22 protein-coding genes and 2 pseudogenes are annotated in these 22,512 nt (G+C 50.8%); 18 read left to right on the plus strand and 6 right to left on the minus strand.

Annotated elements, in window-relative coordinates; genetic code table 11:
- Positions 1-5 precede the first annotated feature (5 nt).
- The gene (locus tag B1A75_RS05550) at positions 6-1,325 is read left to right on the plus strand and encodes an ABC transporter substrate-binding protein (protein ID WP_014196063.1); all 1,320 of its coding nucleotides are present in this window, start codon (positions 6-8) and stop codon (positions 1,323-1,325) included.
- An 833-nt stretch (positions 1,326-2,158) separates the two neighbouring features.
- Positions 2,159-2,368: pseudogene (locus B1A75_RS05560) on the plus strand (PTS transporter subunit IIC); the annotation flags it as partial.
- A 151-nt stretch (positions 2,369-2,519) separates the two neighbouring features.
- Here the strand turns inward: B1A75_RS05560 and B1A75_RS05565 are convergent.
- The gene (locus tag B1A75_RS05565; protein ID WP_047757971.1) at positions 2,520-2,933 is read right to left on the minus strand and encodes a hypothetical protein; all 414 of its coding nucleotides are present in this window, start codon (positions 2,931-2,933) and stop codon (positions 2,520-2,522) included.
- Positions 2,934-3,168: 235 nt separating this feature from the next.
- Between B1A75_RS05565 and B1A75_RS05570 the strand changes: the two genes are divergently transcribed.
- On the plus strand, positions 3,169-4,326 hold the full coding sequence (locus tag B1A75_RS05570) for a CapA family protein (RefSeq protein WP_079935876.1): 1,158 nt from the start codon (positions 3,169-3,171) through the stop codon (positions 4,324-4,326).
- A 45-nt stretch (positions 4,327-4,371) separates the two neighbouring features.
- Here the strand turns inward: B1A75_RS05570 and B1A75_RS05575 are convergent, their stop codons facing one another.
- Together B1A75_RS05575 and B1A75_RS05580 are read right to left on the minus strand one after the other, a co-directional pair.
- Positions 4,372-4,965: a class D sortase gene (locus B1A75_RS05575; protein WP_079935877.1), complete on the minus strand. Its 594-nt coding sequence runs from the start codon at positions 4,963-4,965 to the stop codon at positions 4,372-4,374.
- Entirely contained in the window at positions 4,966-6,279 is a 1,314-nt protein-coding gene (locus tag B1A75_RS05580; protein ID WP_079935878.1) for a processed acidic surface protein, read from the minus strand. It lies immediately after the preceding gene.
- A 198-nt stretch (positions 6,280-6,477) separates the two neighbouring features.
- Between B1A75_RS05580 and B1A75_RS05585 the strand changes: the two genes are divergently transcribed.
- The 15 genes and pseudogenes from B1A75_RS05585 to B1A75_RS05655 all read left to right on the plus strand — a co-directional run bounded on the left by B1A75_RS05585 (position 6,478) and on the right by B1A75_RS05655 (position 19,933).
- Positions 6,478-6,795, plus strand: a complete 318-nt coding sequence (locus tag B1A75_RS05585; RefSeq protein WP_033012771.1) for a hypothetical protein — start codon at positions 6,478-6,480, stop codon at positions 6,793-6,795.
- A gap of 600 nt (positions 6,796-7,395) precedes the next feature.
- Positions 7,396-7,602: a PaaD-like zinc ribbon domain-containing protein gene (locus B1A75_RS05590; RefSeq protein WP_013145068.1), complete on the plus strand. Its 207-nt coding sequence runs from the start codon at positions 7,396-7,398 to the stop codon at positions 7,600-7,602.
- Positions 7,568-9,049 carry an aldehyde dehydrogenase family protein gene (locus B1A75_RS05595; RefSeq protein WP_407066664.1) on the plus strand — a complete coding sequence of 494 codons (1,482 nt, stop codon included), beginning with the start codon at positions 7,568-7,570 and terminating at the stop codon, positions 9,047-9,049. Before B1A75_RS05590 ends, B1A75_RS05595 begins: the two co-directional genes overlap by 35 nt.
- A pseudogene (locus tag B1A75_RS20740) lies at positions 9,049-9,330 on the plus strand (enoyl-CoA hydratase/isomerase family protein); the annotation flags it as partial. The gene B1A75_RS05595 and the pseudogene B1A75_RS20740, both read left to right, overlap by 1 nt.
- A 129-nt stretch (positions 9,331-9,459) precedes the next feature.
- Positions 9,460-10,335: a PaaX family transcriptional regulator gene (locus B1A75_RS05605; protein WP_013523988.1), complete on the plus strand. Its 876-nt coding sequence runs from the start codon at positions 9,460-9,462 to the stop codon at positions 10,333-10,335.
- Positions 10,336-10,432: 97 nt separating this feature from the next.
- Positions 10,433-11,407, plus strand: a complete 975-nt coding sequence (locus tag B1A75_RS05610) for an MBL fold metallo-hydrolase (protein WP_023633574.1) — start codon at positions 10,433-10,435, stop codon at positions 11,405-11,407.
- A gap of 283 nt (positions 11,408-11,690) precedes the next feature.
- Complete coding sequence (locus B1A75_RS05615; protein ID WP_011231481.1) at positions 11,691-12,626, plus strand: Phenylacetic acid catabolic protein; 936 nt, start codon at positions 11,691-11,693, stop codon at positions 12,624-12,626.
- Positions 12,626-12,952, plus strand: coding sequence for a metal-sulfur cluster assembly factor (locus B1A75_RS05620; RefSeq protein ID WP_020279574.1), 327 nt, complete (start codon positions 12,626-12,628; stop codon positions 12,950-12,952). Before B1A75_RS05615 ends, B1A75_RS05620 begins: the two co-directional genes overlap by 1 nt.
- Positions 12,949-13,164 carry a hypothetical protein gene (locus B1A75_RS05625; RefSeq protein ID WP_023633576.1) on the plus strand — a complete coding sequence of 72 codons (216 nt, stop codon included), beginning with the start codon at positions 12,949-12,951 and terminating at the stop codon, positions 13,162-13,164. The genes B1A75_RS05620 and B1A75_RS05625 overlap by 4 nt, the downstream gene beginning before the upstream one ends.
- A gap of 20 nt (positions 13,165-13,184) precedes the next feature.
- Positions 13,185-13,829, plus strand: a complete 645-nt coding sequence (locus B1A75_RS05630; RefSeq protein ID WP_013145072.1) for a Phenylacetic acid catabolic protein — start codon at positions 13,185-13,187, stop codon at positions 13,827-13,829.
- Positions 13,830-13,972: 143 nt separating this feature from the next.
- Entirely contained in the window at positions 13,973-14,770 is a 798-nt protein-coding gene (locus B1A75_RS05635) for an enoyl-CoA hydratase/isomerase family protein (protein WP_013145073.1), read from the plus strand.
- Positions 14,771-14,892: 122 nt separating this feature from the next.
- Complete coding sequence (locus B1A75_RS05640; RefSeq protein ID WP_079935879.1) at positions 14,893-16,470, plus strand: benzoate-CoA ligase family protein; 1,578 nt, start codon at positions 14,893-14,895, stop codon at positions 16,468-16,470.
- A gap of 24 nt (positions 16,471-16,494) precedes the next feature.
- Entirely contained in the window at positions 16,495-16,944 is a 450-nt protein-coding gene (locus tag B1A75_RS05645) for an acyl-CoA thioesterase (RefSeq protein WP_011231476.1), read from the plus strand.
- An 87-nt stretch (positions 16,945-17,031) separates the two neighbouring features.
- Positions 17,032-18,810, plus strand: a complete 1,779-nt coding sequence (locus B1A75_RS05650; RefSeq protein WP_020279578.1) for an adenine deaminase C-terminal domain-containing protein — start codon at positions 17,032-17,034, stop codon at positions 18,808-18,810.
- 145 nt (positions 18,811-18,955) lie between these two features.
- A complete protein-coding gene (locus B1A75_RS05655) occupies positions 18,956-19,933 on the plus strand; it encodes a bile acid:sodium symporter family protein (protein ID WP_079935913.1) in 978 nt (325 codons plus the stop codon).
- Between the two features lie 108 nt (positions 19,934-20,041).
- Here the strand turns inward: B1A75_RS05655 and B1A75_RS05660 are convergent, their stop codons facing one another.
- The 3 genes from B1A75_RS05660 to B1A75_RS05670 all read right to left on the minus strand — a co-directional run bounded on the left by B1A75_RS05660 (position 20,042) and on the right by B1A75_RS05670 (position 22,511).
- Positions 20,042-20,878, minus strand: coding sequence for a rhamnogalacturonan acetylesterase (locus B1A75_RS05660; RefSeq protein ID WP_020279581.1), 837 nt, complete (start codon positions 20,876-20,878; stop codon positions 20,042-20,044).
- Between the two features lie 99 nt (positions 20,879-20,977).
- Complete coding sequence (locus tag B1A75_RS05665) at positions 20,978-21,433, minus strand: CBO0543 family protein (RefSeq protein WP_033012777.1); 456 nt, start codon at positions 21,431-21,433, stop codon at positions 20,978-20,980.
- Positions 21,360-22,511: a DUF2515 domain-containing protein gene (locus B1A75_RS05670; protein WP_079935880.1), complete on the minus strand. Its 1,152-nt coding sequence runs from the start codon at positions 22,509-22,511 to the stop codon at positions 21,360-21,362. Before B1A75_RS05670 ends, B1A75_RS05665 begins: the two co-directional genes overlap by 74 nt.
- Between the last annotated feature and the right edge of the window lies 1 nt (position 22,512).

A 22,512-nucleotide genomic window follows, 5' to 3' on the forward strand; every position in this document is an offset into this window, starting at 1 on the left:
ACAAGATGAGAAAGGTTTTAGCCAGTTTCTTAGCTTTAATGTTTATTGGATTTGCCGCGGGATGCTCAAGCGAAGATGCGGGCGAAGCGGCGGGAGGCAAAACAGAAGTGGTGTTTTGGCATTCGATGAGCGGGGATTTGGAGCCGGTCTTAAATGACATTGTCGCTGATTTTAACCAAACCCATCCAGAGATTGAGGTGAAGCCAGTATTTCAAGGCACCTATGAGGAGGCGCTGACGAAATGGAATGCGGCAGCAGGGACAAAAGACGCCCCGACGATCATGCAGACGTTTGAAGTCGGAACAAAGCATATGATCGACAGTGGAAAGATTGTTCCAGTGCAAACGTGGATCGATAAAGACAAGTATGATGTCTCACAATGGGAGAAAAACATTGTCAATTATTATACCGTGAACGGGCGGATTTACTCGATGCCATTTAACTCATCCACCCCTGTACTCATTTATAACAAAGATGCGTTCCGCGAAGCCGGGCTTGATCCGGAAAAACCGCCTCTCACCTATAGCGAGTTGAAGGAAGCGGCGAAAAAGCTGACAAAGAAAAAAGGAAAAGAAACCGAACGGTACGGATTCTCGATTTTGAACTACGGCTGGTTTTTTGAAGAAATGGTGGCCGTACAAGGCGGACTGTATGTGAACAACAACAATGGACGGAGCAGTGATGCGACAAAAGCGGTATTCAATGGAGATGAGGGGAAGCGCGTATTTGAGCTGATCAGCGACATGTACCGAGACGGCACGTTTTACAACGCCGGTCAAAACTGGGACGACATGCGCGCCGCCTTCCAAGCAGGAAAAATCGCCATGTATTTGGATTCGTCCGCTGGTGTAAAAACGTTGATCGATAACTCGCCATTTGACGTTGGCGTTTCGTATTTGCCTGTCCCGGATGGCGTGGAACGTCAAGGCGTCGTAATTGGCGGCGCTTCGCTCTGGATGATGAAAGGAAGCAGCGAAAAGGAGCAAAAAGCGGCGTGGGAGTTCATGAAATACTTGACAACCGCTCCTGTCCAAGCTGAGTGGCATGTGCGCACAGGGTATTTTGCCATTAACCCGGCTGCGTACGATGAGCCGCTCGTCAAAGAGGAGTGGGCGAAATACCCACAATTAAAAGTGACGGTGGATCAGCTGCATGAAACAAAATCAACCCCTGCTACCCAAGGGGCGCTCATCACCGTCTTCCCTGAATCTCGGCAACATGTCGTGAAAGCGATGGAACGGTTGTACGAAGGAATCGATCCGCAAAACGCGCTCGATCAGGCGGCGGAAGAGACAAATCGGGTGTTGCAGGAGGCCGGAAACTGACCTGACCAACCGGACAAGCGTCCAGGTGGAGCTGCCGGATAGGCAAATCCAATGCTCGTTCGGGAAACCGATCTCCTTAATCAGTGAAGGGTTCTGCAAGGACCAGGCATAGACAAGGGCATTTAGGTGTAATGTCATACGGAACGATTAGCGATGGCAAAAAAGATTGCCATCGCTAATCGTGTTGATCGGAAAGTTATTCTAAAAAATCAAATAAATAATTTTTCCAAACTGTAGGGTGCGAAATGTAAGTTGTATCGATTTTATTTTCTTAAATATTGCTTTTTTATTGAGTATGTTATAATCCAAAAAACACAAGGGGTATACACAAATAAAAATACATTATAGGCTATTTCAGGCTCCCCTATATATATTATTTTATCTACTCCAAAATTGATCACCCAATATATTATTACGATAATAAAATAGGCTATAGCATGCATGAGAAATGATATAGGAGGATTCATTTGATTTATTCTTTGTAATACGTAGTCTATCAATAAGGAGATTGGTATACCGAACAAAATAACTAGCGGAAGTACACATATTATAGAGTAGAGTAAGGACTTGACAAGAACTTCTAATAGTCCCTCTAAAATATTTAATTCCTTTGATACAGTGACACCTTTGGATTCAATTAGATAATATAAAAAACCTGAATTAATTGAAGTTAGTATCCCTGATATCAATTTTATCTTTATATCCCTAAACAATGAAATCCTCCCTCTAGAAATGTTTCCTTGATGAAAAGTCGTTAACGTCGTCTTCTTTTATCGTATCAACAGTTTGCGACTATTGTAAAGATGTTTTGTCACGGATTTAGGGAAGATATTGAAGATATTAAAGCGCCAAAATCATAGAGTTTTCTTCGTGATACACCGGTGGCTATGTCGTTGACAATGGTGCTGTTATTTTTTGTCGTTGCTCCGTTTGCCGGAAAATCGTTTATCGAGAAGGAGTTAAGCGGCGGTGTCAATTTTCTTGTCTTCTCTCTTATGCAAGGAATCACGTTTGCTGCAGGAGTCTATGTCGTACTAGCAGGCGCACTGGTCACAGGTGCGCCGCTCATGGGGGTACATCCTAACCCGATGGGACGGGGTGATGACACACCCCTGAACTTGGGCGTGGTCCGAACCAGAAATGGATGAGGACGTGAGCGACCCAAGAATCCCACGCCTTTAAGCGTGTGGAGTGTCAATCCGCTTTCTTCAGCAAATGCATCTCCTCCTCCACTCTCGCGATGCGGCCAAGTTGATAATCAAGCCGCTGATGAATGAGGGAGATGTCTTCTTTTGTCGCCATTTGCTCGCGAATGCCGGCCATTTCTCCGCGGAGGCTGGCGATTTCATGGCGCATGCCGTCTTGAATGCTGCGCTGTTCGAGTTGATTGTCGCGGATCGCTTTGATCATTTCCGTGTTTTCTTTCATCTGCTCCTTCAGCCAGCGCAGCTCTTCTTCCTGTTTGTCCATCCGTTGCTCAAGTTTGTCCACCCGTTGTTCAAGTTGACCCAATTTTTGCTTCACCGTTTGCATGTCTTGCTTCAGGACGGACATGTCATCGACAAGTCCTTGAACAAGTGTGGTTAACTGCCGCAACAGCTCTTCCATGAAGAAACCTCCTTATCGAGATGGGATTCACTCGGGGCGTTTCAACCATGAAACGTGAGGAGTCCAAGATGTGGAAATAGGAGAGGAAACGCCTACAAGCTCATTATATCATGGCTTGGCTAGGTCATCACTCCTAAATTGAGGGAAAGAAAAGGGATAAATAGGGGGTGTGTTGAATACGTCATTAGCAGAAGTTGTGGTAGTTTGAAGAAAATAGATTGATAGGAGAGGGAATATGAACGCATGGATCAAGGGAAGAAATGCGGCGCTTATGTGTATGGCGTCCGTCTTTTTATTTTCCTGCAGCAATGCGGCTGATCGCGGCGTCGAGGAAGTGCTGGCAGCGCCAAACGAACTGGCGGGGCAAACAATCGAGCATCCACCGTTGCCGAGTCCGATCGATAAGATGGTGATAGCGTCAGCCTCTGCCAAACAAGCGGCGCCGAACCCGAACGAAGTGCGCATCACCATCAGCGCGGCGGGCGATGTGACGCTTGGGCGTGATGAAAACTACGGTTATGCGTATTCGTTTGATGAAGAAGCGAAGAAGCACGGCTTGCGCTATTTTACGAAACACATTGAGCCGATCTTCAAAAAGGACGATTTTACGACCGTCAATTTGGAAACGACGCTGACGACCTCAACGCGGAAGGCAAGCAAGAAATTTCGTTTTCGCGGCCACCCGAGTTATGCGAAAATCTTAACCTATGGCGGCATTGATGCTGTGAATCTGGCCAATAATCATACATACGATTACTTGCAACGAGGATACAATGACACGATTGCCTGTTTAAAAAAGGAAAACATCGGTTATTTCGGCCGCACGCTCCGGCTGTTGAAAACGGTCAAAGGCATTCAAGTTGGAGCGCTTGGCTATGAAGGCTGGAGCAACACCAGCACGTTGCGCAAGCAAATCGCCAACGATATTCGCACGCTTCGGAAACAAGGAGCCGACATCGTTTTCGTCCATTTCCATTGGGGAGTGGAACGAAGCTATGTGCCAAACAGCACGCAAAAGGCGCTCGGCCGCTTTGCGATTGACAGCGGCGCCGATTTGGTCGTCGGCCATCATCCGCATGTCATTCAAGGGATTGAGGAGTATAAAGGGAAGTTCATCGTCTACAGCCTTGGCAATTTTATGTTCGGCGGAAACAAAAATCCGAGCGACAAAGATACGTTTGTCTTCCAGCAAGTGTTCTCTTTTCAAAACGGCAAGCGGACGGCCAAAAAAGAAATCCGCGTCATCCCATTTCGCATTTCATCGGTGACGACAAGAAACAATTATCAGCCGATGCCGTTAGCGGGAGGGGAAGCAGCCCGAGTGAAACGGAAAATTGTCTCGCTGTCGACGAAAATCAAAAAGCCGACTTGGACCGCGTACGAAGTGAAGTAAAAAAGGATGGCCCTTGTTTCGGCCATCCTTTCGCTTTTTGCAAGGTTAAGAGCGATCATTGATTAAGTTGGCGACGAGCACGTACCGCTGCGGAGCAGGGCCGACGTAGCGGAACGGATAGCACGTGGAAACGGTGAGTGTCGCTTTCGGCTTTGGAACGATGACCGTCCGGTCGTCGGCGTCGACGATGCGCACTTTGCGCACTTTATAGGTGAATGTGCCGGCGGACGTACGGACGATCAAGATATCGCCTTGGCCGACTTCGCCAAGACGGCGGAAGACCGTGTCACGATGGCCAGAAAGCACGCAGTTGTCCGCCTCTCCTGGCAGGACACTGCCGGCGTAATGGCCGACCCCTTTTTCCAACTCGTTTTCATCTGTACCGTGGTAAATCGCTAGGCTCATGTTGAGCTTCGGGATGATAAGCTCGCCGATTTGTTCACCGATTTTTGGCAGCTTTGGGTAGAGTGGATCCTGGATTTGAATCGGTGCGGCGTCCACTGATCGCTTTGTTTCAGCGGCCAGCGGCTTGACCGCTTCCAGGCCGCTTTTCCATTTCAGAGCACTAATGCCGACTGCGGCGATTCCTGCTGCGATCAAGCTTGCTCCAAAAAAGCGCACGAGCCGTTTCCGGTTCATTTATTTCGCCTCGGCTCCTTGGCGGAAGCGGACAAGGAATGCGCCGACACCGATTAAGGTCAAACCAAAAAGCATATAAGCGGCATACGGGGATGCCGTCTTCGGCAGTTTCGCTCCGGCTTCGGTCCGCTTCAGCGGTTTCGGCGGCGCCGGTTTCACCACTTTTTCGATTTTCGCTGCCTGGCCGCTCTGTTGCAAGTCTTTGCCGATTTCATCGAATATGTCGGAGGCAAACATCTCTTCGGTCACGACAAAATCAGCCAGTAGCTCGCCTTCGGTGCTGTAAATTTCAACAAGCAAATCGTAGCCGTTCGCTGATTCCATTGTCAGCAGCGTCGACAGGCTGAGCGGCTTTTTCTCGCCACCTTTTGTCAAATAAAACTTCGCTTCCAGCTGAAATGTGGAAAGCAGGTCGGTCCATACATTGGCGATCTCAGCGATTTGCGTTGGCGATAGCTCCGTCACGCTCGTAAAATCGTACGCACCGATCGCCTCAAGCCGTTGGCCGATTTCTTCCATTTTCTCGGCGAATTGCGGATCTTCCATATTCAGCGATTCAAAATGGTTATAGAGCTTTTCCAACTCTGCGTCCGTCAAACCAAGCTCGTCTAAATCCGGAAGCAAGTAGTCGATGACTGACTCCGACAGTTCCTCGACCGTCGCATAATTGTCAAGCGAATCGTCGTTTTTAGACAGCAGTTTTTCCAATTGCGTTTTCGTCATGCCAATTTCTTGTAAAAATTTGTTTAATGTTTCTTCGGTCAACGGCGTCAAATTTCGATAATAATCGACGATATCTTTCAGCTCGCCGATCGAGTGGTAATCGGCCAACGATTCGCCGTGCCGATCAAGAAGGGCGATGAGCTCTTCCTTTGTCATTCCGCGTTCGTTTAGAAAGGCGGCCAGCGTTTCATCAGTGATCGGAACGGAGTAATCTTTAAACAGTTCGATATATTCTTCCAGATCATTGTAAAATAAAAACACATCAGTAATGGCCTGTGACTCTTCCATTTCTCCATTGTCGATGAGCATTTGTCGAAGCTGTTGTTCGGTCAATCCGTGTTTGGCGAGCAACTGAGCTAAATTTTCTTCCGTGAGCGGCTCGCCGAACTCACGGCGCATTTCGTCCACGCTGTCAAACTCATCGAGCGAATAGCCTTCATAGTCCAAATAATTTTCCAGCTCTTCGACTGTGATCCCTGCTTCATTTAAATACTGCTCTAAAGCTGGATCGTTGCGTTCAATGGCGAACGCTGAAGCTGGCCATACAGTGGCTATGGATGCGGCCAAGGCAAAAGGAACGATGTTTTTCATGTCGTGACCTCCGTTTGTTTGTATATACGAATTCAGTATATAGGGACATGAAAGGGACGAAAATAGTGAAATATATGGAAATTTTTATATAGAACACCCTCCCTGTTTACATCTAATGTTTTCCACGTATGACTTTTTAGAGGCAACGTATGCTAACCGTTGAACGGGAGCTGTCGAGCAAAAGGAGGTGGAGGTACAATGGATCGCTTATTCCGTCTGTTCCGCGTTCAGCGCGGCCGCGGGTTGTGGAATCCATGGTTGGGGGTTGTTAGACGGCGAAGAAACAATAACGCCATCTGGACGCTCGTCAGCGTAAGCTTAGGAGCGGTGGCAGCCGCGATGTTGGGGACGAGACAAGGGGGACGCATGGCGCCGATGACGCAAGGCCCGATGCGAAACGTGATTCGCGGCCTCAACCGCTGGATGAGCCGGCGGATGGGAACGACGCGGCCTGCTGCGGTGGAGTTTGCCGAAGGAATGACTCCAGAGCGTCCGGGCAATCAGCAGGACAAATAACGTTTTTTGCGTGTCCCACAAGCCGGCGGTATTGCGCTCGCCGGCTTTTTCTATGTCGCCTGGTTTGATGGTTCGTGCATATGGGCGACACGAACGCTGCAGTGAATGGACAAAATCATAGTGAAAAGGGGATTCAATAGTGCCAGCAGATGACGGAAAGAAACGGGTTGTGATGTTGGTGAACCGATTCATTGATGTATCCTGCTTCGGAGATCAATATAAAAGAATGGGTGTTATCACTTCTTGAAAGTGGAAACGACGGAATGAAACGTGGCGAGTTGGCGTAAGGGAGTGTACGGCAAAAACAGATGTGGGGAAACGAGTCAGGCAGTGGAGCAACGTTGCTCTACTGTTTCAAGGCTTTTGAGGAAACCCGATGGGATGTAACGCGTCCCGTCGTTTTTTCTTGATCAAGACGACCGTTTCTGTTCCATATAATTCAAAAGCCATGAGCCACCTCGGGTCGAATGAAAGGGTACAATAAAGATTATAAATTTTCATTTTTTTCAGTCTAATGATTGACAACACGTTTGAATTTCCGTATTATTATGTTAAACTGACGATATTAAATAAAACATAATAATAAGAGGTGTCTAGCCGATGCCGGTACGCGGGGAGGTGCGCTGCGCGTTTTGCGGCTCAACGAACGTAGCGCCGCTATCGATGTTTGGGACCGCTCAGCTCGTTTCGCAATACTATTGTCATCAATGCAAAAGCGTGTTTGAGCGGGTGAGATGGAGAGACGATGCCAAGGAGGAAGGGGAAGCCACTGATGAGGATCAAGCAACATTATCCACTGTTTATTAACGGCCAGTATGTCGAGAGCAGCAACGGAGAAGTGTTTGAAACGGTCAATCCGGCGACAGAAGAAGTGATTGCGACCGTCGCCAAAGCGACGAAAGAAGATGTAGACCATGCCGTCGAGGCGGCGCGCACGGCGTTTGAATCGGGGAAATGGCCAAAAATGACGGGGGCGAAGCGAGCTCGCCTGTTGAATCAAATTGCCAACTTGATGAGAGAGCGATTCGATGACTTGGTGTATGCGGAAGTGCTAAACAGCGGTAAAACGGTTGATGCGGCCAAAGGACAAATTATGCAAGCGATTGAGGATTTTGAATTTTATGCGGCCGCGGCAATTACGTTACAAGGCGATGTCAACCAAGTGCCAAATGGCTTTTTCAACTACACGGTCAAAGAGCCAGTCGGTGTATGCGGTCAAATCATCCCGTGGAACTATCCGTTGATGATGGCGGCTTGGAAGCTCGCCCCGGCATTGGCGGCCGGATGCACAGTCGTGTTAAAGCCGGCAAGCTATACACCGATCACCGCTTATATGTTGGCGGAAATTTGCCAAGAGGCCGGGGTTCCGGACGGCGTCGTCAATGTTATTGCTGGAAGCGGTTCCGAAATCGGCCCGTATATGACCGAACATCCTGGAATTGACAAAGTCGCCTTCACCGGGGAGACGGAAACGGGCAAGGATATTATGCGGCGCGCTTCGGAGACGTTGAAGCGGGTGACGCTGGAGCTTGGCGGGAAATCACCGAACATCGTGTTTGATGATTGTGATATCGAAGCGGCGGTCAACGGTTCGCTTTATGGCATTTTTTACAACACGGGCCAGTCGTGCGAAGCGCGTTCGCGGCTGTTTGTGCATGAAAACATTTATGATGAGTTTATGGAAAAGTTGATCGAAAAAGCTTCCCGCATCCGCGTCGGCAACCCATTTGAAAAAGGGGTGCATATGGGCGCGGTCATTTCGCGAAGCCATCAGCAAGTGATCGACAGCTATGTCAAGCTGGCGGTTGAGGAAGGAGGCGAAATTTTATACGGTGGGAAAATTCCGGAAGGTGAGGAATTCGCGAAAGGCTACTGGTACATGCCGACTATTATTGGCAATGTAAGAAACGACATGCGGGTGGCGCAGGAAGAAATTTTCGGTCCGGTTGTCGTCGTCATGAAGTTTCACGATGAAGAAGAGGTCATCGAGCTGGCGAACGACACGATTTTTGGATTAGGATCAGCCGTTTGGACGAAAGACCACGGAAAAGCCCATCGCGTTGCCGCGCGCATCCGCGCTGGAATTGTCATGATCAACTCGCCGATTTCCGCTTTCCCAGGCACGCCGTTTGGTGGATACAAGCAGTCGGGATTTGGCCGCGAGCTGGCTCTTGAGACGTTGAACTTGTATACCGAGACCAAAAGCGTTGTTTCTTATATCGGCGCTAAACCGTTGAACCTATTTGGCATTTGATCACGCCGCCAGAGGCGTTGGACATTGGGCTGGTGAACCGGTTGTTTCTGCAGGCGGGAACGAGAGAGCGGACGCGGGAGTATGCACGCAAGCTCGCGAGTAAGCACGACGTATGCGGTCTCCAAACATCAACCTGGCGATCATGAACAGGAAAGAAATGCCGCTGAATGTGGCGATTCGCTACGAACAGGAGGCGCGAAACTTGCTGTTCCGCTCCGAAGACGCCAAAGAAGGGTTGAGTGTCTTTTTTGGAAAAACGGCAACTGAATTGGAAAGGCATTGAGAACGCATATCGGCCGAAACGGCCGATATGTTTTTATGGCACAATATGCATTTCAACGCTTGAAAGGGAAGGTGATTTGTACCATAATATAAAGAAAAGTTCAAAAAAAGACAAGGTGTGAACAGCGGTGAAGCCGAGATCGCTCATGTTTACGTTATTTGGAGAATATATTCAACATTATGGGAACGAAGTATGGATCGGAAGCTTAATCCAAATGATGTCCCACTTCGGCATTTCCGAGTCGTCCATCCGCGGAGCGGCGTTGCGCATGGTGCAGCAAGGGTTTTTTGAGGTGCGGAAAATCGGCAACAACAGCTATTACTCGCTGACGCCGAAAGGGAAACGGACGATGATGGACGGGTTCAACCGCGTCTATTCGCAACGGAACTACAAATGGGACGGTCAATGGCGCGTGTTGACGTACTCCGTTCCCGAGCAAAAACGGGAGCTGCGCAACCAAATTCGCAAAGAATTGAGCTTGATGGGGTTTGGTCTCATTTCCCACGGGACGTGGGCGAGCCCGAATCCGATCGAGCCGCAAGTGATGGAATGGGTTAAAGACTATCATTTGGAGCCGTACGTCATTTTGTTTACGGCGAGCTCCATCGTGTCGCACAGCAATGAGCAAATCATCGAGCGCGGCTGGGATTTCCCGTACATCGCCAAGGAGTATGACCGGTTTATTGAAACGTACGAACGAAAGTACGAAGAGTTCCAACATCGGGCTTGGAACAATGAACTGACCGACCGCGAATGCTTCATTGAACGGACGAAGCTCGTGCATGAGTATCGGAGCTTTTTCTTTATCGATCCAGGATTCCCGAACGACTTGTTGCCTGATGATTGGAGCGGAACGAGAGCGCGGGAGCTGTTTTTCAATGTCCACCAGTTGCTCGCCATTCCGGCCATCCGTTATTTTGAAACATTGTTTGAGGCCGCACCGGATCGTGAGGTGACATTTAACCGCGATAAGGCGATTAATCCATTTATGGAAATGATTTAGGCGTCCAAAAAATAGGTTTTCGGATGTCGGCGCTTAGCATGTCCACTTAAGGGAGCGCGTGAACGGGGAAGAAAAAGATCAGGGGGAGGGGAAAAGGATGGCGCAGATTGAAATAGAAATGGTGGGAGATGGAATTTACCGTGTTCCGATCCCGGTTCCGTTTCCGATGAAGTATGTCTATTGTTACGTAGGTCGGGAAACGGATGGATGGAGCATCGTCGACGTCGGCTTTCGCTATCCTGAGGCGATTCGCGCCTGGGAAGCAGTGTTTCGGCAACTTGGAATCAAACCGCGGCACGTTCGCGCCATTTACATCACTCACTTTCATCCGGACCATTTTGGCTTGGCCGGGTGGATGCAACAGCAGACGGAGGCGCCTGTCTGGATCAGCGAGCCGGATTATGCGATGGCGGAACGAGTGTGGGGGGAAGAGAGCGTCCAGGCGTGCGAAGTGGGTGCCATGTTTCGCCGTCATGGCGTGCCGGATGAGTTGGTAACGGACATTGAGGAGAGCATGTGGAAGCTGTCGTTGCGCGTCAGCCCGTTTCCGGTGCTAACCGTTTTGGATCGTTCGGAAATTGTGCTGGGGCAGCGGCGATGGGCGGTCATCCCGGTCCCGGGGCACAGCGATGGATTGATCAGCTTTTATCAGCCGGAATCGCGCCAGTTGCTTGCATCGGACCATGTGCTTGACCGCATCACTCCGAACATTAGTGTATGGCCGGGCGCCCATCCGAACCCGCTCGAGCAATATTTTGCCTCGCTTCGCAAAGTGGAGGAACTGGAGGTGGATGTGGCTCTGCCTGCCCATGGCGCGGTCATTCGCCAATTTCGCGAGCGGATCGGTGATCTTTTCCGCCACCACGAACAACGGTTGCAAAAAATGAAAGCGCTAGCAGGAACGGGGCGCACCGCCTATGAAGTCGCCCATTGTGTGTTCGGCCATAAGCCATTGACGGCGCACCAATGGCGGTTTGCGGTGGCCGAGACGCTGGCGCATTTGGAATATTTGGTGTCTGTCGGCGAATTGCAAAAAGAGGAGCATCGACATGCAATCATTTATCGACAATGACCGATGTCCAGCTGTTAGACAGCTGGCTTTTTTGTGCCTTGTTGTGCGATTGGTGATTCTATGAAAAATGCACGGACGGAAAACAAATGTTTCATACTATGAAAAATGATCGACTGGAACAAACCAACAGAACGGACAGGCGATCAACGAAAATAAAAGGGGCTTCCGACTGAAAATAATTTTCGGATTTTTCTTATTTTTATGTTGACAATAATCTTTACGTTGTATTAACATTATGTATAGAATACGATAGTTTAAAAAACGTAATAAGGAAGGTGGGAATATGGACCAAGCGACGCTGCTAAAGGAGAAAGTCCAAAATGGATTTATCGTCGAAGGCATTGACGATATGAACGAAGAGTATTTAAACGCGTTGAAACAGACGCTGACGATCGTCGGCGACACCGAGTTGCTGAGCGTCCCGCCGCTGCTTACGGTGTACGATCAAGCGCCGACGTTAAACAGCAAAATCACAGCGCTGGCCATTATGCAGGATGAAATCGGCCATGCCCACATCGCCTATCGGCTGTTGAAAGATTTGGGCGAAGACGTCGATCAATTGCTCTATGAACGAGAGCCGCACTGCTGGAAAAATCCGTATGCTTTCGACTTCGAACTCTCAAACTGGATTGAACTTGGCGTCTTTAACGCCTTTTTCGATCGTGCGGGCTACACCCTTCTTGGCGATGCGTTCGAGCATACATCGTACGGACCATGGAAGCGGGCGCTCGTCAAAGTGGACAAAGAGGAGCTGTTTCATCTTCGCAACGGCGAGATCATTATGAGAACAGCGATGCAGGATCCGAATTTGCGCGAAGAAGTGCAAAAAGCGGTTGACTGGATGTTTTTAATGGCGCTCGAGTTTTTCGGGGTCGAGGATCGGTTGAAAAGCCGCTCAGCGCAGCTGGAGTACCGCTTAAAAGGGCGGACGAATGACGAACTGCGGCAAAAATGGCTGTCAACGGCCGTTCCGTTCTGCGAATCGATCGGCGTCAAAGTCCCAGCCCATTACGATGAGGAGCAACAAAAATACGTGCTTGATGTGCCGTTCCCGTGCAAATTTGATCCGGTGAACAAAAAATGGCTGTTCGATCAGCCGGATACGTGGGACAACGTCATCAAACGGTTTAAACAGCGGGGCCCGAAAAATAAGGAATTCGTGGAACGAATTCAACGTGGGGCCAAAGAGCTCGAACAACTGCGAAAGGAAGCGGTGTGATGGACAAACGGAACGTCGAAACGGGAAAGTATTGGCAGGCGCTGAAAGAAGTGATGGATCCGGAATTTCCAATCAGCGTCGTCGATATGGGGCTCATTTACCGCATTGAAAAAGTGGACGACGAGCTTCATGTGACCATGACGTATACAGCGGTATCATGCGCTTGCATGGAGTGGATCGAGCAAGACATTCGCAACCGTCTGCTCAAGGAAGAAGAGATTCGCGACGTGCATATTCACGTCGTTTGGGATCCACCGTGGACGGTCGATCGGATCAGTCCAGAAGGGCGCGAGAAATTGAAATATTGGGGGGTGAGCTCTACATGACAGCGGTCCAACAACGAAAAACGTTTGATATTTTCGCACGGATGAAACGGGGCGACCAACTGTCCCACATCGGCACGGTGGAGGCGGAAAACGAGGAGTTGGCGAAAGTGTATGCTTCTTATACGTACGATGAGGAAGATTGGGCGGAAATGGTCGTTGTCGACCGCAGCGAGCTCATTTGGGTGAGAAAACCGAAGTGGCTATTCGCCTAAAAGAGGGGAGAGGGCTTAAAATGGAACAAATGCAGCCGGCTGTGCATTCGCTGATTGAGTTGCTCGAAACGATCGCTGACAATAAATACGTCCTTGGCGACCGCCTCGTTGAGGTTGGGGTCAGCGGTCCCAATTTGGAAGCCACGCTGGCATCGATCGCGATGGCGCAAGGAGAGCTGGGACATGCGCGTTTGTTATACAACTGGTGTTTTGATTTGCGCGGTTTGAAAGGAAGAAAGCCGGAAATATACAGACAAACCGGAAAAGCGCTGGCCAGCGCCATCAACGTTCATAACTGGATCACCCTCATTGCCGCACTATATGCAACAAACACCGCCATTGACGTTGTTTTGCAATCCGCACTTGATGCCAACCATCCTGCCATTGTATCGCGAATCCAGAAGTTGATCCGAGAACAACAAGATCATCTTGTATACGCCAAACATTGGGCTCAACAGCTCGTTCATGACCGCGGCGCTGTTCCGCATCGTTTCCGCGAAGCGTTGAACGCTGCAGCGAACGAGACGGCGGCTTGGTTAAAAAAGGTTGAAAGCAAGGAAGAGCTGCAACAGGAAGGGTACTTGCCGAACGGAGTCAAGCTCGTTGAACGGTTGCAGCAGGAATTGAAAACGGTTGCGGCTGAACCTTTCGTTCAGTTGAAATAACAACGGCACACAAGGAGGTGAGGAACAGACGGTATTCTTTCTCTCTCTTGAAGCGCAAGGGAAATGAACTTTTCAAAGCAATGTCTATCCGTCGTTGTCTGCGTGAAACAATCAAATCATTTTTGAAGGAAGGGGAATGAACAATGACAGCTGTAGAAACGAAAAAACAATATTTAACCGTTTTTAAGCAAGATGGAATTGCCGAGATTCATCTGCACATTAACAAATCGAACTCGTATGATCTCGAATTTTACAAAGAATTCAACGCAGCGATCGATGACATCCGCTTTGACCCAGACATCAAAGTCGTCATCGTCATGAGTGATGTGCCGAAGTTTTTCTCGGCCGGAGCGGATATCAACTTTTTGCGGTCGGCTGACCCGCGCTTTAAAACGCAATTTTGCCTGTTCTGCAATGAGACGCTCGACAAAATCGCGCGTTCGCCGCAAGTGTACATCGCCTGCTTAGAAGGGCATACGGTTGGCGGCGGGTTGGAGATGGCGTTGGCGTGCGACTTGCGGTTTATGGGTGATGAAGCCGGAAAAATCGGGCTGCCGGAAGTATCGCTTGGCGTATTGGCCGGAACGGGCGGGACGCAGCGGCTGGCACGGCTCATCGGTTATTCGCGGGCGCTCGATATGAACATTACGGGCGAAACGATCACGCCGCAGGAGGCATTGGAGATTGGGCTGGTCAACCGGGTGTTCCCGCAGGCGGAAACGAGAGAGCGGACGCGGGAGTATGCACGCAAGCTCGCGAATAGCGCGACGTACGCGGTCTCGAACATCAAGCTGGCGATCATGAATGGGAAAGAAATGCCGCTCAATGTGGCGATCCGCTATGAAGGGGAGCTGCAAAACTTGCTGTTCCGCTCCGAAGACGCGAAAGAAGGGCTGAGCGCCTTTTTGGAAAAACGCCAACCGAATTGGAAAGGCATTTAATGTGTGGTTAGCGGAGCCCTTATGAAGGGGCAGGTTCATCCTTTCGAGGGCTTCGCTGCCCAGTTGTTTGGCACGCCGATTTACCGGGCAGTTCAATTTCATGAGGAATGGGATGGTGAACGATGGAATTGCGCGGGTTCGGAAGGCTGTACAATGCGGCAGGGGTGTTTATTGACCATAACGTTCAGGGCGGATTGGGCAAGAAGACAGCCATTTATTATCGCGATGAGCAAATTTCTTACCGAGAATTGCAGGAAAAGGTGAACCAAACCGGCAATATGCTGAGGAGGCTTGGCTATCGGATAGAGGATCGGCTGGTGATGATCTGCCACGATACTCCCGAGTTTATCTATACGTTTTTTGGCGCCATCAAAATTGGAGCAGTGCCGATTCCAGTCAATACGATGATGCAGCCGTCAGATTACGAATATTTTTTAAACAACAGCCGTGCAAAAGGGTTAGTCATTCATGAAGACTTATGGGAGCGCCTTCAGTTGATTCGCGAGCGGTTTGCCTTTTTGCAAGATGTCATCGTTATTCATGAAAGCGATAACAATTCCGTCGAGGGCACACTTTCCTTTCATCGGTTGCTCGCCTGCGCGGATCGGGAGCTGGCAGCGGCGCCGACGAACAAGGATGATGCAGCGTTTTGGCTGTTCAGTTCAGGAAGCACTGGGGATCCGAAAGGAATCATCCATTTGCAGCACGATATGGAATATGCGTTAAACACATACGCCAGACAAGTGCTGGAAATCAACGAAAATGACCGCTGTCTGTCGGCGTCGAAACTGTATTTCGCGTATGGCCTTGGCGGCGGAATGTATTTTCCGTTAGGCGTCGGCGCTTCGACCGTGCTTGTAAAAGAGAGGCCTGCGCCGGAGGTGATGTTTCAGGCGATTGAAACGTACAAGCCGACGATTTTTTTCGGCGTGCCGACGTTGTACGGCGCCATGATTGATTATGTCGAAAAAACGGGCCGGCGCTTTGATGTTAGCTCATTGCGTGTTTGCGTATCTGCTGGCGAAGCGTTGCCGCCATCGTTTTATTATAAATGGAAACAGCTGTTTGGGGTCGACATTTTAGACGGCATCGGTTCGACGGAAGCGTTGCACATTTTCATTTCCAACCGCATTGGCGACGTCAAACCGGGCAGCTCCGGAAAAGAAGTCCCGGGCTACGAAGTAAAAATCATTGATGGACAAGGGAATGAACTGCCGTCAAATGAAGTAGGCGACTTGATCATTCGCGGCGACTCGATCGCCCATGGATATTGGAACCTTCACGAGCAAAACAAGCAAAAATTCGTTGGGGAATGGCTGTATATCGGCGATAAATATTACCGCGACGAAGAAGGGTATTACTGGTATTGCGGACGCTCCGATGACATGTTGAAGGTCGGCGGCATTTGGGTTTCCCCGATCGAGGTGGAAAACTGTCTGCTGCGGCATGACGACGTGTTGGAAGCGGCCGTGGTAGGCGTGGAAAATGAAAACGGGTTGGTGGTTCCGAAAGCGTTCGTCGTGTTGAAAGACGGCGTTCCTCGTTCAGCCGAGAAGGAAGAAGAGCTCAAGCAATTTGCAAAGCAACATCTGGCCCACTATAAATACCCGCGCATCATCGAATTGATCGACGAACTCCCGAAAACAGCCACTGGAAAAATTCAGCGATTTAAACTGCGGCAACTATTGAAACAACGATGAACGAGGCGAAAGGAACGATCGGCTATGAAGCAAAACGAGTTTCAGCTGCGCGTCAACTTTGGCGATACCGATGCAGCCGGCATCGTCTATTACCCCAACTACTTTAAATGGTTTGATATTGCCGGCCATCAGTTTTTCCGCAGCATAGGATTGTCACCAGCAAAACTGATGAAAGAACAAAATATCATTCTTCCGTTGCTTGATGTCGGCTGTACGTTTGAGCGCCCGTTATATTACGATGACATTATTACGATTAAAACAACGGCGGAAGAAGTCAACAGGAAAACGATCAAGCTGCGCCATGAAGTGTTCCGCCAAGATGTGCGAACCGGCCACGGTTTTGAGTTAAGAGGATGGGTGAAAGAGGAGAACGGGCGCATGTTTGCCGTGCCGATTCCCGACGATGTCCGGCAGTTGTTGGAGGAAGACGGAGTAGGGGCATGTGTCCATATGAATCCGTTGCTGAATGCCTAATGAATGGGAAAGGAATGGGAAAGCCAAGTTCGCCTTGCTGCGTCTTGGCTTGCTTTTTCTCTAAGCTGAGGAAGGGGGAAAGGGCTTATGATTCGAACAGCGAAGCGGACGGAGTTGATTGAAGTAGCGCAAGGGCGCCGTCCGGCCGATATCGTCATTCAGGGTGGAACGGTAGCCAACGTCTATTCGGGCGAATTTTTGCGTCAAAACGTCGCCATTTATCAAGATGCAATTGCCTATGTCGGGGAAAACGAAGTTGCGATCGATGAACATACGATCGTCATCGACGCAGAGGGGATGTATGTTTCACCCGGATTCATCGAGCCTCACGCTCACCCATGGGTGATTTACAATCCCGTCAGCATGACGGCCAAAGTGTTGCCGCTCGGCACGACGACGACGGTGAACGACGACTTGTTTTTTTATTTGCATTTTGGCGTCGATGGCTTTCGGCAGATGATCGAAGATTTGCGGGCGCTGCCGGGCAATTTCTTTTGGCTCGTCCGTTTGGTGTCGCAAGCTGATTTTTCAGGGGAGCGTGATTGGTTCGACCCGCAGGAAATTCGAAAGCTGCTCGAGATGGATGAAGTCGTCGGGACGGCGGAAGTGACAAGATGGCCGCTGTTGTATCAAGGTGATCCTTTTTTAATCGATACGATTGAAGCAGCGAAACGTGCGAGAAAAGTCGTTGATGGCCACACGGCCGGCTGTTCGTATGAGAAACTCAACAGCATTGCCGCAAGCGGCGTCAGCGCCTGCCATGAAGCTATCACGGCTGAAGAGGCGCTCCATCGGCTGCGGCTCGGCCTATGGACGACGCTTCGTCATAGCTCGCTCCGCCCGGATTTCCCGGAAATCATCCGCTTGATCACAGAGAAAAAGGTCAGCACGCAACGAATCACGATGACAACAGACGGTCCGCATCCGGGTTTTATTGAGCGAGAAGGGTTTGTGGACGGGTTGGTTCGGAAGGCCGTGGAGCTCGGTGTGCCGCCGATGACCGCCCTACAAATGGCGACCATCAACGCAGCGACATATTTGCGGCTTGATGATGACATCGGCGGCATTGCCCCCGGCAAACTCGCCGATATCATTTTGCTCCCTGATTTGGTCACTTTCAAGCCGTCGCTTGTCATTTCCAAAGGAAGCATCGTTGCCCGCGACGGCAAGCTGCTCGCGTCGCTGCCAGCCATCGACTGGAATCGGTATGTGTCGAAAAAGCCGTTTTTGTTTGCGAAAGAGCGGCTTGAGGACGAGCATCTATACCACTATCCGCATCCAGGGCCAAACAAGCCGGTGCCGGTCGCGTATTTTAAAAGCAATGTCATTACTGAACGGAAAGAGGTGGCTCTTCCATCTGTTGACGGCTATGCGGATCTTTCCCAGCATCCAGGGCTGTTGTATGCCGCGCTCATCGCCCGCAACGGGCAATGGGTAGCCAAAGCCATTTTGGAGCGGTTTGCCGTCGATATTGATGGCATGGCGTCCACGTACAACACAACGACCGAACTGCTTGTCATCGGCCGGAATCCGAAAGCGATGGCTGCAGCGGCGAAAAAAGTGTATGAGATGGGTGGCGGGATTGTCGTCGTGGATGACGGCAAGACAGTGGTGGAAATTCCGCTGCCGTTTACCGGCATGATGACAACCGACCATTCGTTTGACACGGCTGTCCGTTTCCATGACGAACTGCTTGCAGTCCTCCAGAAACGTGGATTTCCTTTTCACGATATTTTGTACACGCTGTTGTTTTTAACATGCGACTTTTTGCCAGGCCTTCGCCTCATCCCGTACGGTTTGTATGATGTGAAGCGAGGAGAGGTCGTCTTGCCGGCTGAACGGTTAGAGGAAAAAGTGGCGAAATAGCTAAGGAGCTGGCTGGCCGATCGTTGTCCATCGGTTTTGGCGAAAATTTGTCGCTCCAATGGGGCGATCACGGTGTATAATGGGGAGGTGTAGGCATAGCAAAGGCGAGCACACCCCTTCATGACCAGATTGGGAGATGAAACCGATGTGGCAAACGATCAATCGCCGGCTTGAGAAGACGCTCCCGTTTCTCACGCCGGCGAGTGTGGCGGCAGGCTTATGGCTGTCTGAGGAGTTGCGCGGCTATGCGGCGCTTGTGCCATGGCTGTTTGCGTTTATGACGTTTAGTGGAAGTTTGCGGCTGCGTTTGGCTGATTTGAAAGAGGCGCTCATCCATCCTCGTCCGATCGCTGCGGCGCTATGTCTGCTTCACCTTGTCGTCCCGCTTTGGGCGTTTGGGCTTGGGCATCTGTTTTTTGGCAGCGATCGGTTGACGGTGATCGGATTTGTGTTGGCAACGGCCATTCCGACCGGGGTGACGAGCTTCATCTGGGTGTCGATCGGACGGGGAAACTTGGCGTTGGCGCTGTCCGTCATTTTGATTGATACGTTTTTGTCGCCGGTCGTTGTGCCGCTGACGTTGCTTGTATTGGCCGGAAGCGTGGTCGAGCTCGACGTGGGCCAGATGATGCTCGGCTTGTTTTTTATGATTATTTTGCCGTCACTAGCCGGCATGTTCGTGGGCGAACGGCTGTCTGCTCAAGCGAACGAGCAGCTGGCGGTGGTGCTGTCCCCGTTTTCCAAGCTGGCGCTGGCGCTTGTCGTCATGATCAACAGCGCAGTCGTCGCCCCGTATTTTGGCCGTGTTGACGCCCGGCTGTTTTTCATGGCGCTGCTTGTCTTGGCGATCGCGAGCTCCGGCTATTTTCTTTCTTGGATGGCCGCCCGTTGGCTCAGATTTGCCCCGGCGGACATCATCGCGTTAACGTTTACCGGCGGGATGCGCAACATCAGCGCCGGCGCGGTGCTTGCCATGACCTATTTTCCGCCGCCAGTGAGCGTGCCGGTCGTGCTCGGCATGCTGTTTCAGCAAGTGCTCGCGTCCCTATACCACCGCTTGTTGAACAAAACGTACCATTCACCAACGAGCGGCAGAGCGCCATACGCCGGAAGCGCCCGGTAGGGATGGAAAGGGCAGGCGGTATGCAGCGCCTGGCGGGAGCAAAAAGCGAAAAAACGCCCGTCCTAGGCGGGCGGGCAGGTGCGGGGAAAGCAAGCGGGGTGCTCGACGTCACGGCGTTTCGCCGCTGAGGCGGTCTCGTATAGGTTCTCGTTTCGGTGAACGGATGAGGTGGCGGCGGAGGGGGAGGTTGAGCTCCATAATCCCCTCGACGACTAGCCGGGCGATTTCTTTCGCTCCTCGTTTGTGAAAATGCGTGTTGTCTTCGATTCCGTGCGGATAATTTGCATGCTCGCCGGGCGCAAGCCATAGAAACAGCTGTTTCGTCTGTTCCGGGCCGAGCTGTTCAAACCGTTGTCTGCTTTTTGCCGTCAAATCGATGACGGGAACGTGCTCTCTCTCCCCAAGCGCCTTCATGGCCGCAGGATAAAGTCCATGCGAGTTGAGCGCTCGTCCGTCGGCAGAAAAGCGCCGCCGCTCGACCGGAGTGATGAGGACAGGGGTTGCTCCTTTCGTGCGGGCGCCGTCAATATACCGTTTCAAGTATGATTGGTAGGAGGTGAATGGTTCGGTGTAGCGTGCCGGATCGTTCACCTTTTCATCGTTGTGGCCAAACTGAATGAACAAATAATCGCCTTTTTTGAGCTCCCGCAAAATGCGCTCGAGCCGCCCTTCCTCAATAAAACTTTTCGCGCTTCGGCCAGAAGCGGCCATATTTTTGACCACTACGTGATCGTCAAACCAGCCGTCAAGCATTTCCCCCCATCCGGCTCGCGGTGCGCGGGAGCGGGGAGCGGCGGCGACCGTCGAGTCGCCGGCCAAATAGATGACAATGGTCGTCCCCCGTCTTGCTTTGGCTGCATCTCCGTTCGTCGCTGTCCTAGCCATTAGAACGGCGCCGATGGCAATGATGACGGAGCACAAGAAAGCGGCTTGTTTTCTTTTCAAACAGGTTCCTCCTACTCAACAACAGTTCGTCCTATTTTCGCCAACAGTTCGTTTCGTTGTTATCGTGGCTTGTCAGCCGCTTGTTTATGCGCATCGATGCTAGTCAATCCGTTGAAACCGGCGATAAAAGCTCCAGATGACGGCGAGAAATACGCCATACCCAGCAAAAGAATACGAATGCCTCCACAGAGCGGCGTGAACGAACAAGCCGTACGCTTCTGCTTTCGTTTCGAATGTTGCCATCAATGCGGCCGATGCGATGATCAAGCCAATGCGTCCGAGGCGGCCAAGCCGCTCCATCAGGCAAAGAAACAAGACGGTGCATAGCGGAAGAACCACCATCGTAAAGAAAATATCGATCGAAAAGAGGGATGGAAACGGGCGCTTCGGAAAGACGTACACCCCTTTTCCGGTGAAATACAAATCCAAATACGTCCCGGCCCAAGAGGAAAGCAGCGCCGAGGCAAGATAGGCGCGGCGCCTAGCGCGCGTGGAAGAAGGCGTTTTTGGCGATGATCGCCAGTTCGATTTTTTCAAGTGTTTCACAATACGCATGAACGATCTCCCCATTGATCCGTTGTTCCGGTTTAACAAGATAGCGGACGACGTGCGGATCTGTAAACCAATCGCCAGGTTCGGCCGCCTCATGGACGACGTTTTTCCACGCGTGACGAAGCTGTGGGCTGTACAGGCGCGGGGCGCCGGGAACGATTTGGCAGTCGCGGACGCGGCGGCGGTACGGTTCCCTTGGAAACGATTCGCACACATCGTTAAACAAGTGCGGCCAATAATCTTTGCGCGAACCGGTATGCGGATGGCTGACAGCCCAGCGCACCGCATTTTCCAGCGTTTCTTCATTGTCAAACAAAATCGAGTACAGCCGTTTGCCAAACAAAATGCGTTCATGGAGCGACTCAAACTGATGAAGCGTTTGACCGATCAAAGCGGTGCCGCCTTGGCCGTCGTCATGCGGGAACAAGATGTGATTGAAATGGAGCAGCTCTTGTAGTTGAAATTTGAGCGTCTGAAAAACGGTTTGCTGAAATACGGGATGTTGAATGACTCGTCGTTCCAAATAGCTTTGTTCGTTAATCACGAGGGCGATGGCCAACGTGTACAGATCGCCGCGGTGCCAAAAATGATTCCATATCGTTTCCATAAACGTCGAAACGCCAACATACGGCAATAAATAAAAGAGCGGTCGGCCGTACTTTTGGCTTTCTTCATACAGCAAAAACTGCGGATAAATATCTTGGAAAATCAGCCAGTTGCCGCGCTCCAAAAAGGTGAAAAACGACTGCCGCTCGTCTTCCGAGAGCAGCCGCATGAGCAGCTCCCCTTTTAAGTCGGTCATGTTCCAGCCGCCGTTGCGCGACACCATATGTCCTAAAAACGCCCAATGAATTTCGCGATGGCGCAAGTAAAAATCGAGATACGCCGCCGTTCGGGTCACATTGTTTTCGTTGTGTTCCGCGGTCACCGCCCGGATGCGGCGGATGAGCTGCCGCTCTTTGGCGGTTAAGTCACGTTCAGATACGATCGTGTACCCTTTCTTTTGCTTTTTCTTTAATTCCCGATAGACGTCAATAAGGGAAAGGGGAAGGGATGACGCTTTCGGCCTCAGGCAACGCATA

Source organism: Geobacillus sp. LEMMY01, assembly GCF_002042905.1.
Taxonomy (GTDB): Bacteria; Bacillota; Bacilli; order Bacillales; family Anoxybacillaceae; genus Geobacillus; species Geobacillus proteiniphilus.

Coding starts and splice junctions, on each gene's coding strand:
- B1A75_RS05550 (WP_014196063.1), top strand. CDS start 6: ATGAGAAAGGTTTTAGCCAGTTTCTTAGCTTTAATGTTTATTGGATTT.
- B1A75_RS05565 (WP_047757971.1), bottom strand. CDS start 2,933: ATGGAAGAGCTGTTGCGGCAGTTAACCACACTTGTTCAAGGACTTGTC.
- B1A75_RS05570 (WP_079935876.1), top strand. CDS start 3,169: ATGAACGCATGGATCAAGGGAAGAAATGCGGCGCTTATGTGTATGGCG.
- B1A75_RS05575 (WP_079935877.1), bottom strand. CDS start 4,965: ATGAACCGGAAACGGCTCGTGCGCTTTTTTGGAGCAAGCTTGATCGCA.
- B1A75_RS05580 (WP_079935878.1), bottom strand. CDS start 6,279: ATGAAAAACATCGTTCCTTTTGCCTTGGCCGCATCCATAGCCACTGTA.
- B1A75_RS05585 (WP_033012771.1), top strand. CDS start 6,478: ATGGATCGCTTATTCCGTCTGTTCCGCGTTCAGCGCGGCCGCGGGTTG.
- B1A75_RS05590 (WP_013145068.1), top strand. CDS start 7,396: ATGCCGGTACGCGGGGAGGTGCGCTGCGCGTTTTGCGGCTCAACGAAC.
- B1A75_RS05595 (WP_407066664.1), top strand. CDS start 7,568: ATGAGGATCAAGCAACATTATCCACTGTTTATTAACGGCCAGTATGTC.
- B1A75_RS05610 (WP_023633574.1), top strand. CDS start 10,433: ATGGCGCAGATTGAAATAGAAATGGTGGGAGATGGAATTTACCGTGTT.
- B1A75_RS05615 (WP_011231481.1), top strand. CDS start 11,691: ATGGACCAAGCGACGCTGCTAAAGGAGAAAGTCCAAAATGGATTTATC.
- B1A75_RS05620 (WP_020279574.1), top strand. CDS start 12,626: ATGGACAAACGGAACGTCGAAACGGGAAAGTATTGGCAGGCGCTGAAA.
- B1A75_RS05625 (WP_023633576.1), top strand. CDS start 12,949: ATGACAGCGGTCCAACAACGAAAAACGTTTGATATTTTCGCACGGATG.
- B1A75_RS05630 (WP_013145072.1), top strand. CDS start 13,185: ATGGAACAAATGCAGCCGGCTGTGCATTCGCTGATTGAGTTGCTCGAA.
- B1A75_RS05635 (WP_013145073.1), top strand. CDS start 13,973: ATGACAGCTGTAGAAACGAAAAAACAATATTTAACCGTTTTTAAGCAA.
- B1A75_RS05640 (WP_079935879.1), top strand. CDS start 14,893: ATGGAATTGCGCGGGTTCGGAAGGCTGTACAATGCGGCAGGGGTGTTT.
- B1A75_RS05645 (WP_011231476.1), top strand. CDS start 16,495: ATGAAGCAAAACGAGTTTCAGCTGCGCGTCAACTTTGGCGATACCGAT.
- B1A75_RS05650 (WP_020279578.1), top strand. CDS start 17,032: ATGATTCGAACAGCGAAGCGGACGGAGTTGATTGAAGTAGCGCAAGGG.
- B1A75_RS05655 (WP_079935913.1), top strand. CDS start 18,956: ATGTGGCAAACGATCAATCGCCGGCTTGAGAAGACGCTCCCGTTTCTC.
- B1A75_RS05665 (WP_033012777.1), bottom strand. CDS start 21,433: ATGCGTATTGTGAAACACTTGAAAAAATCGAACTGGCGATCATCGCCA.
- B1A75_RS05670 (WP_079935880.1), bottom strand. CDS start 22,511: ATGCGTTGCCTGAGGCCGAAAGCGTCATCCCTTCCCCTTTCCCTTATT.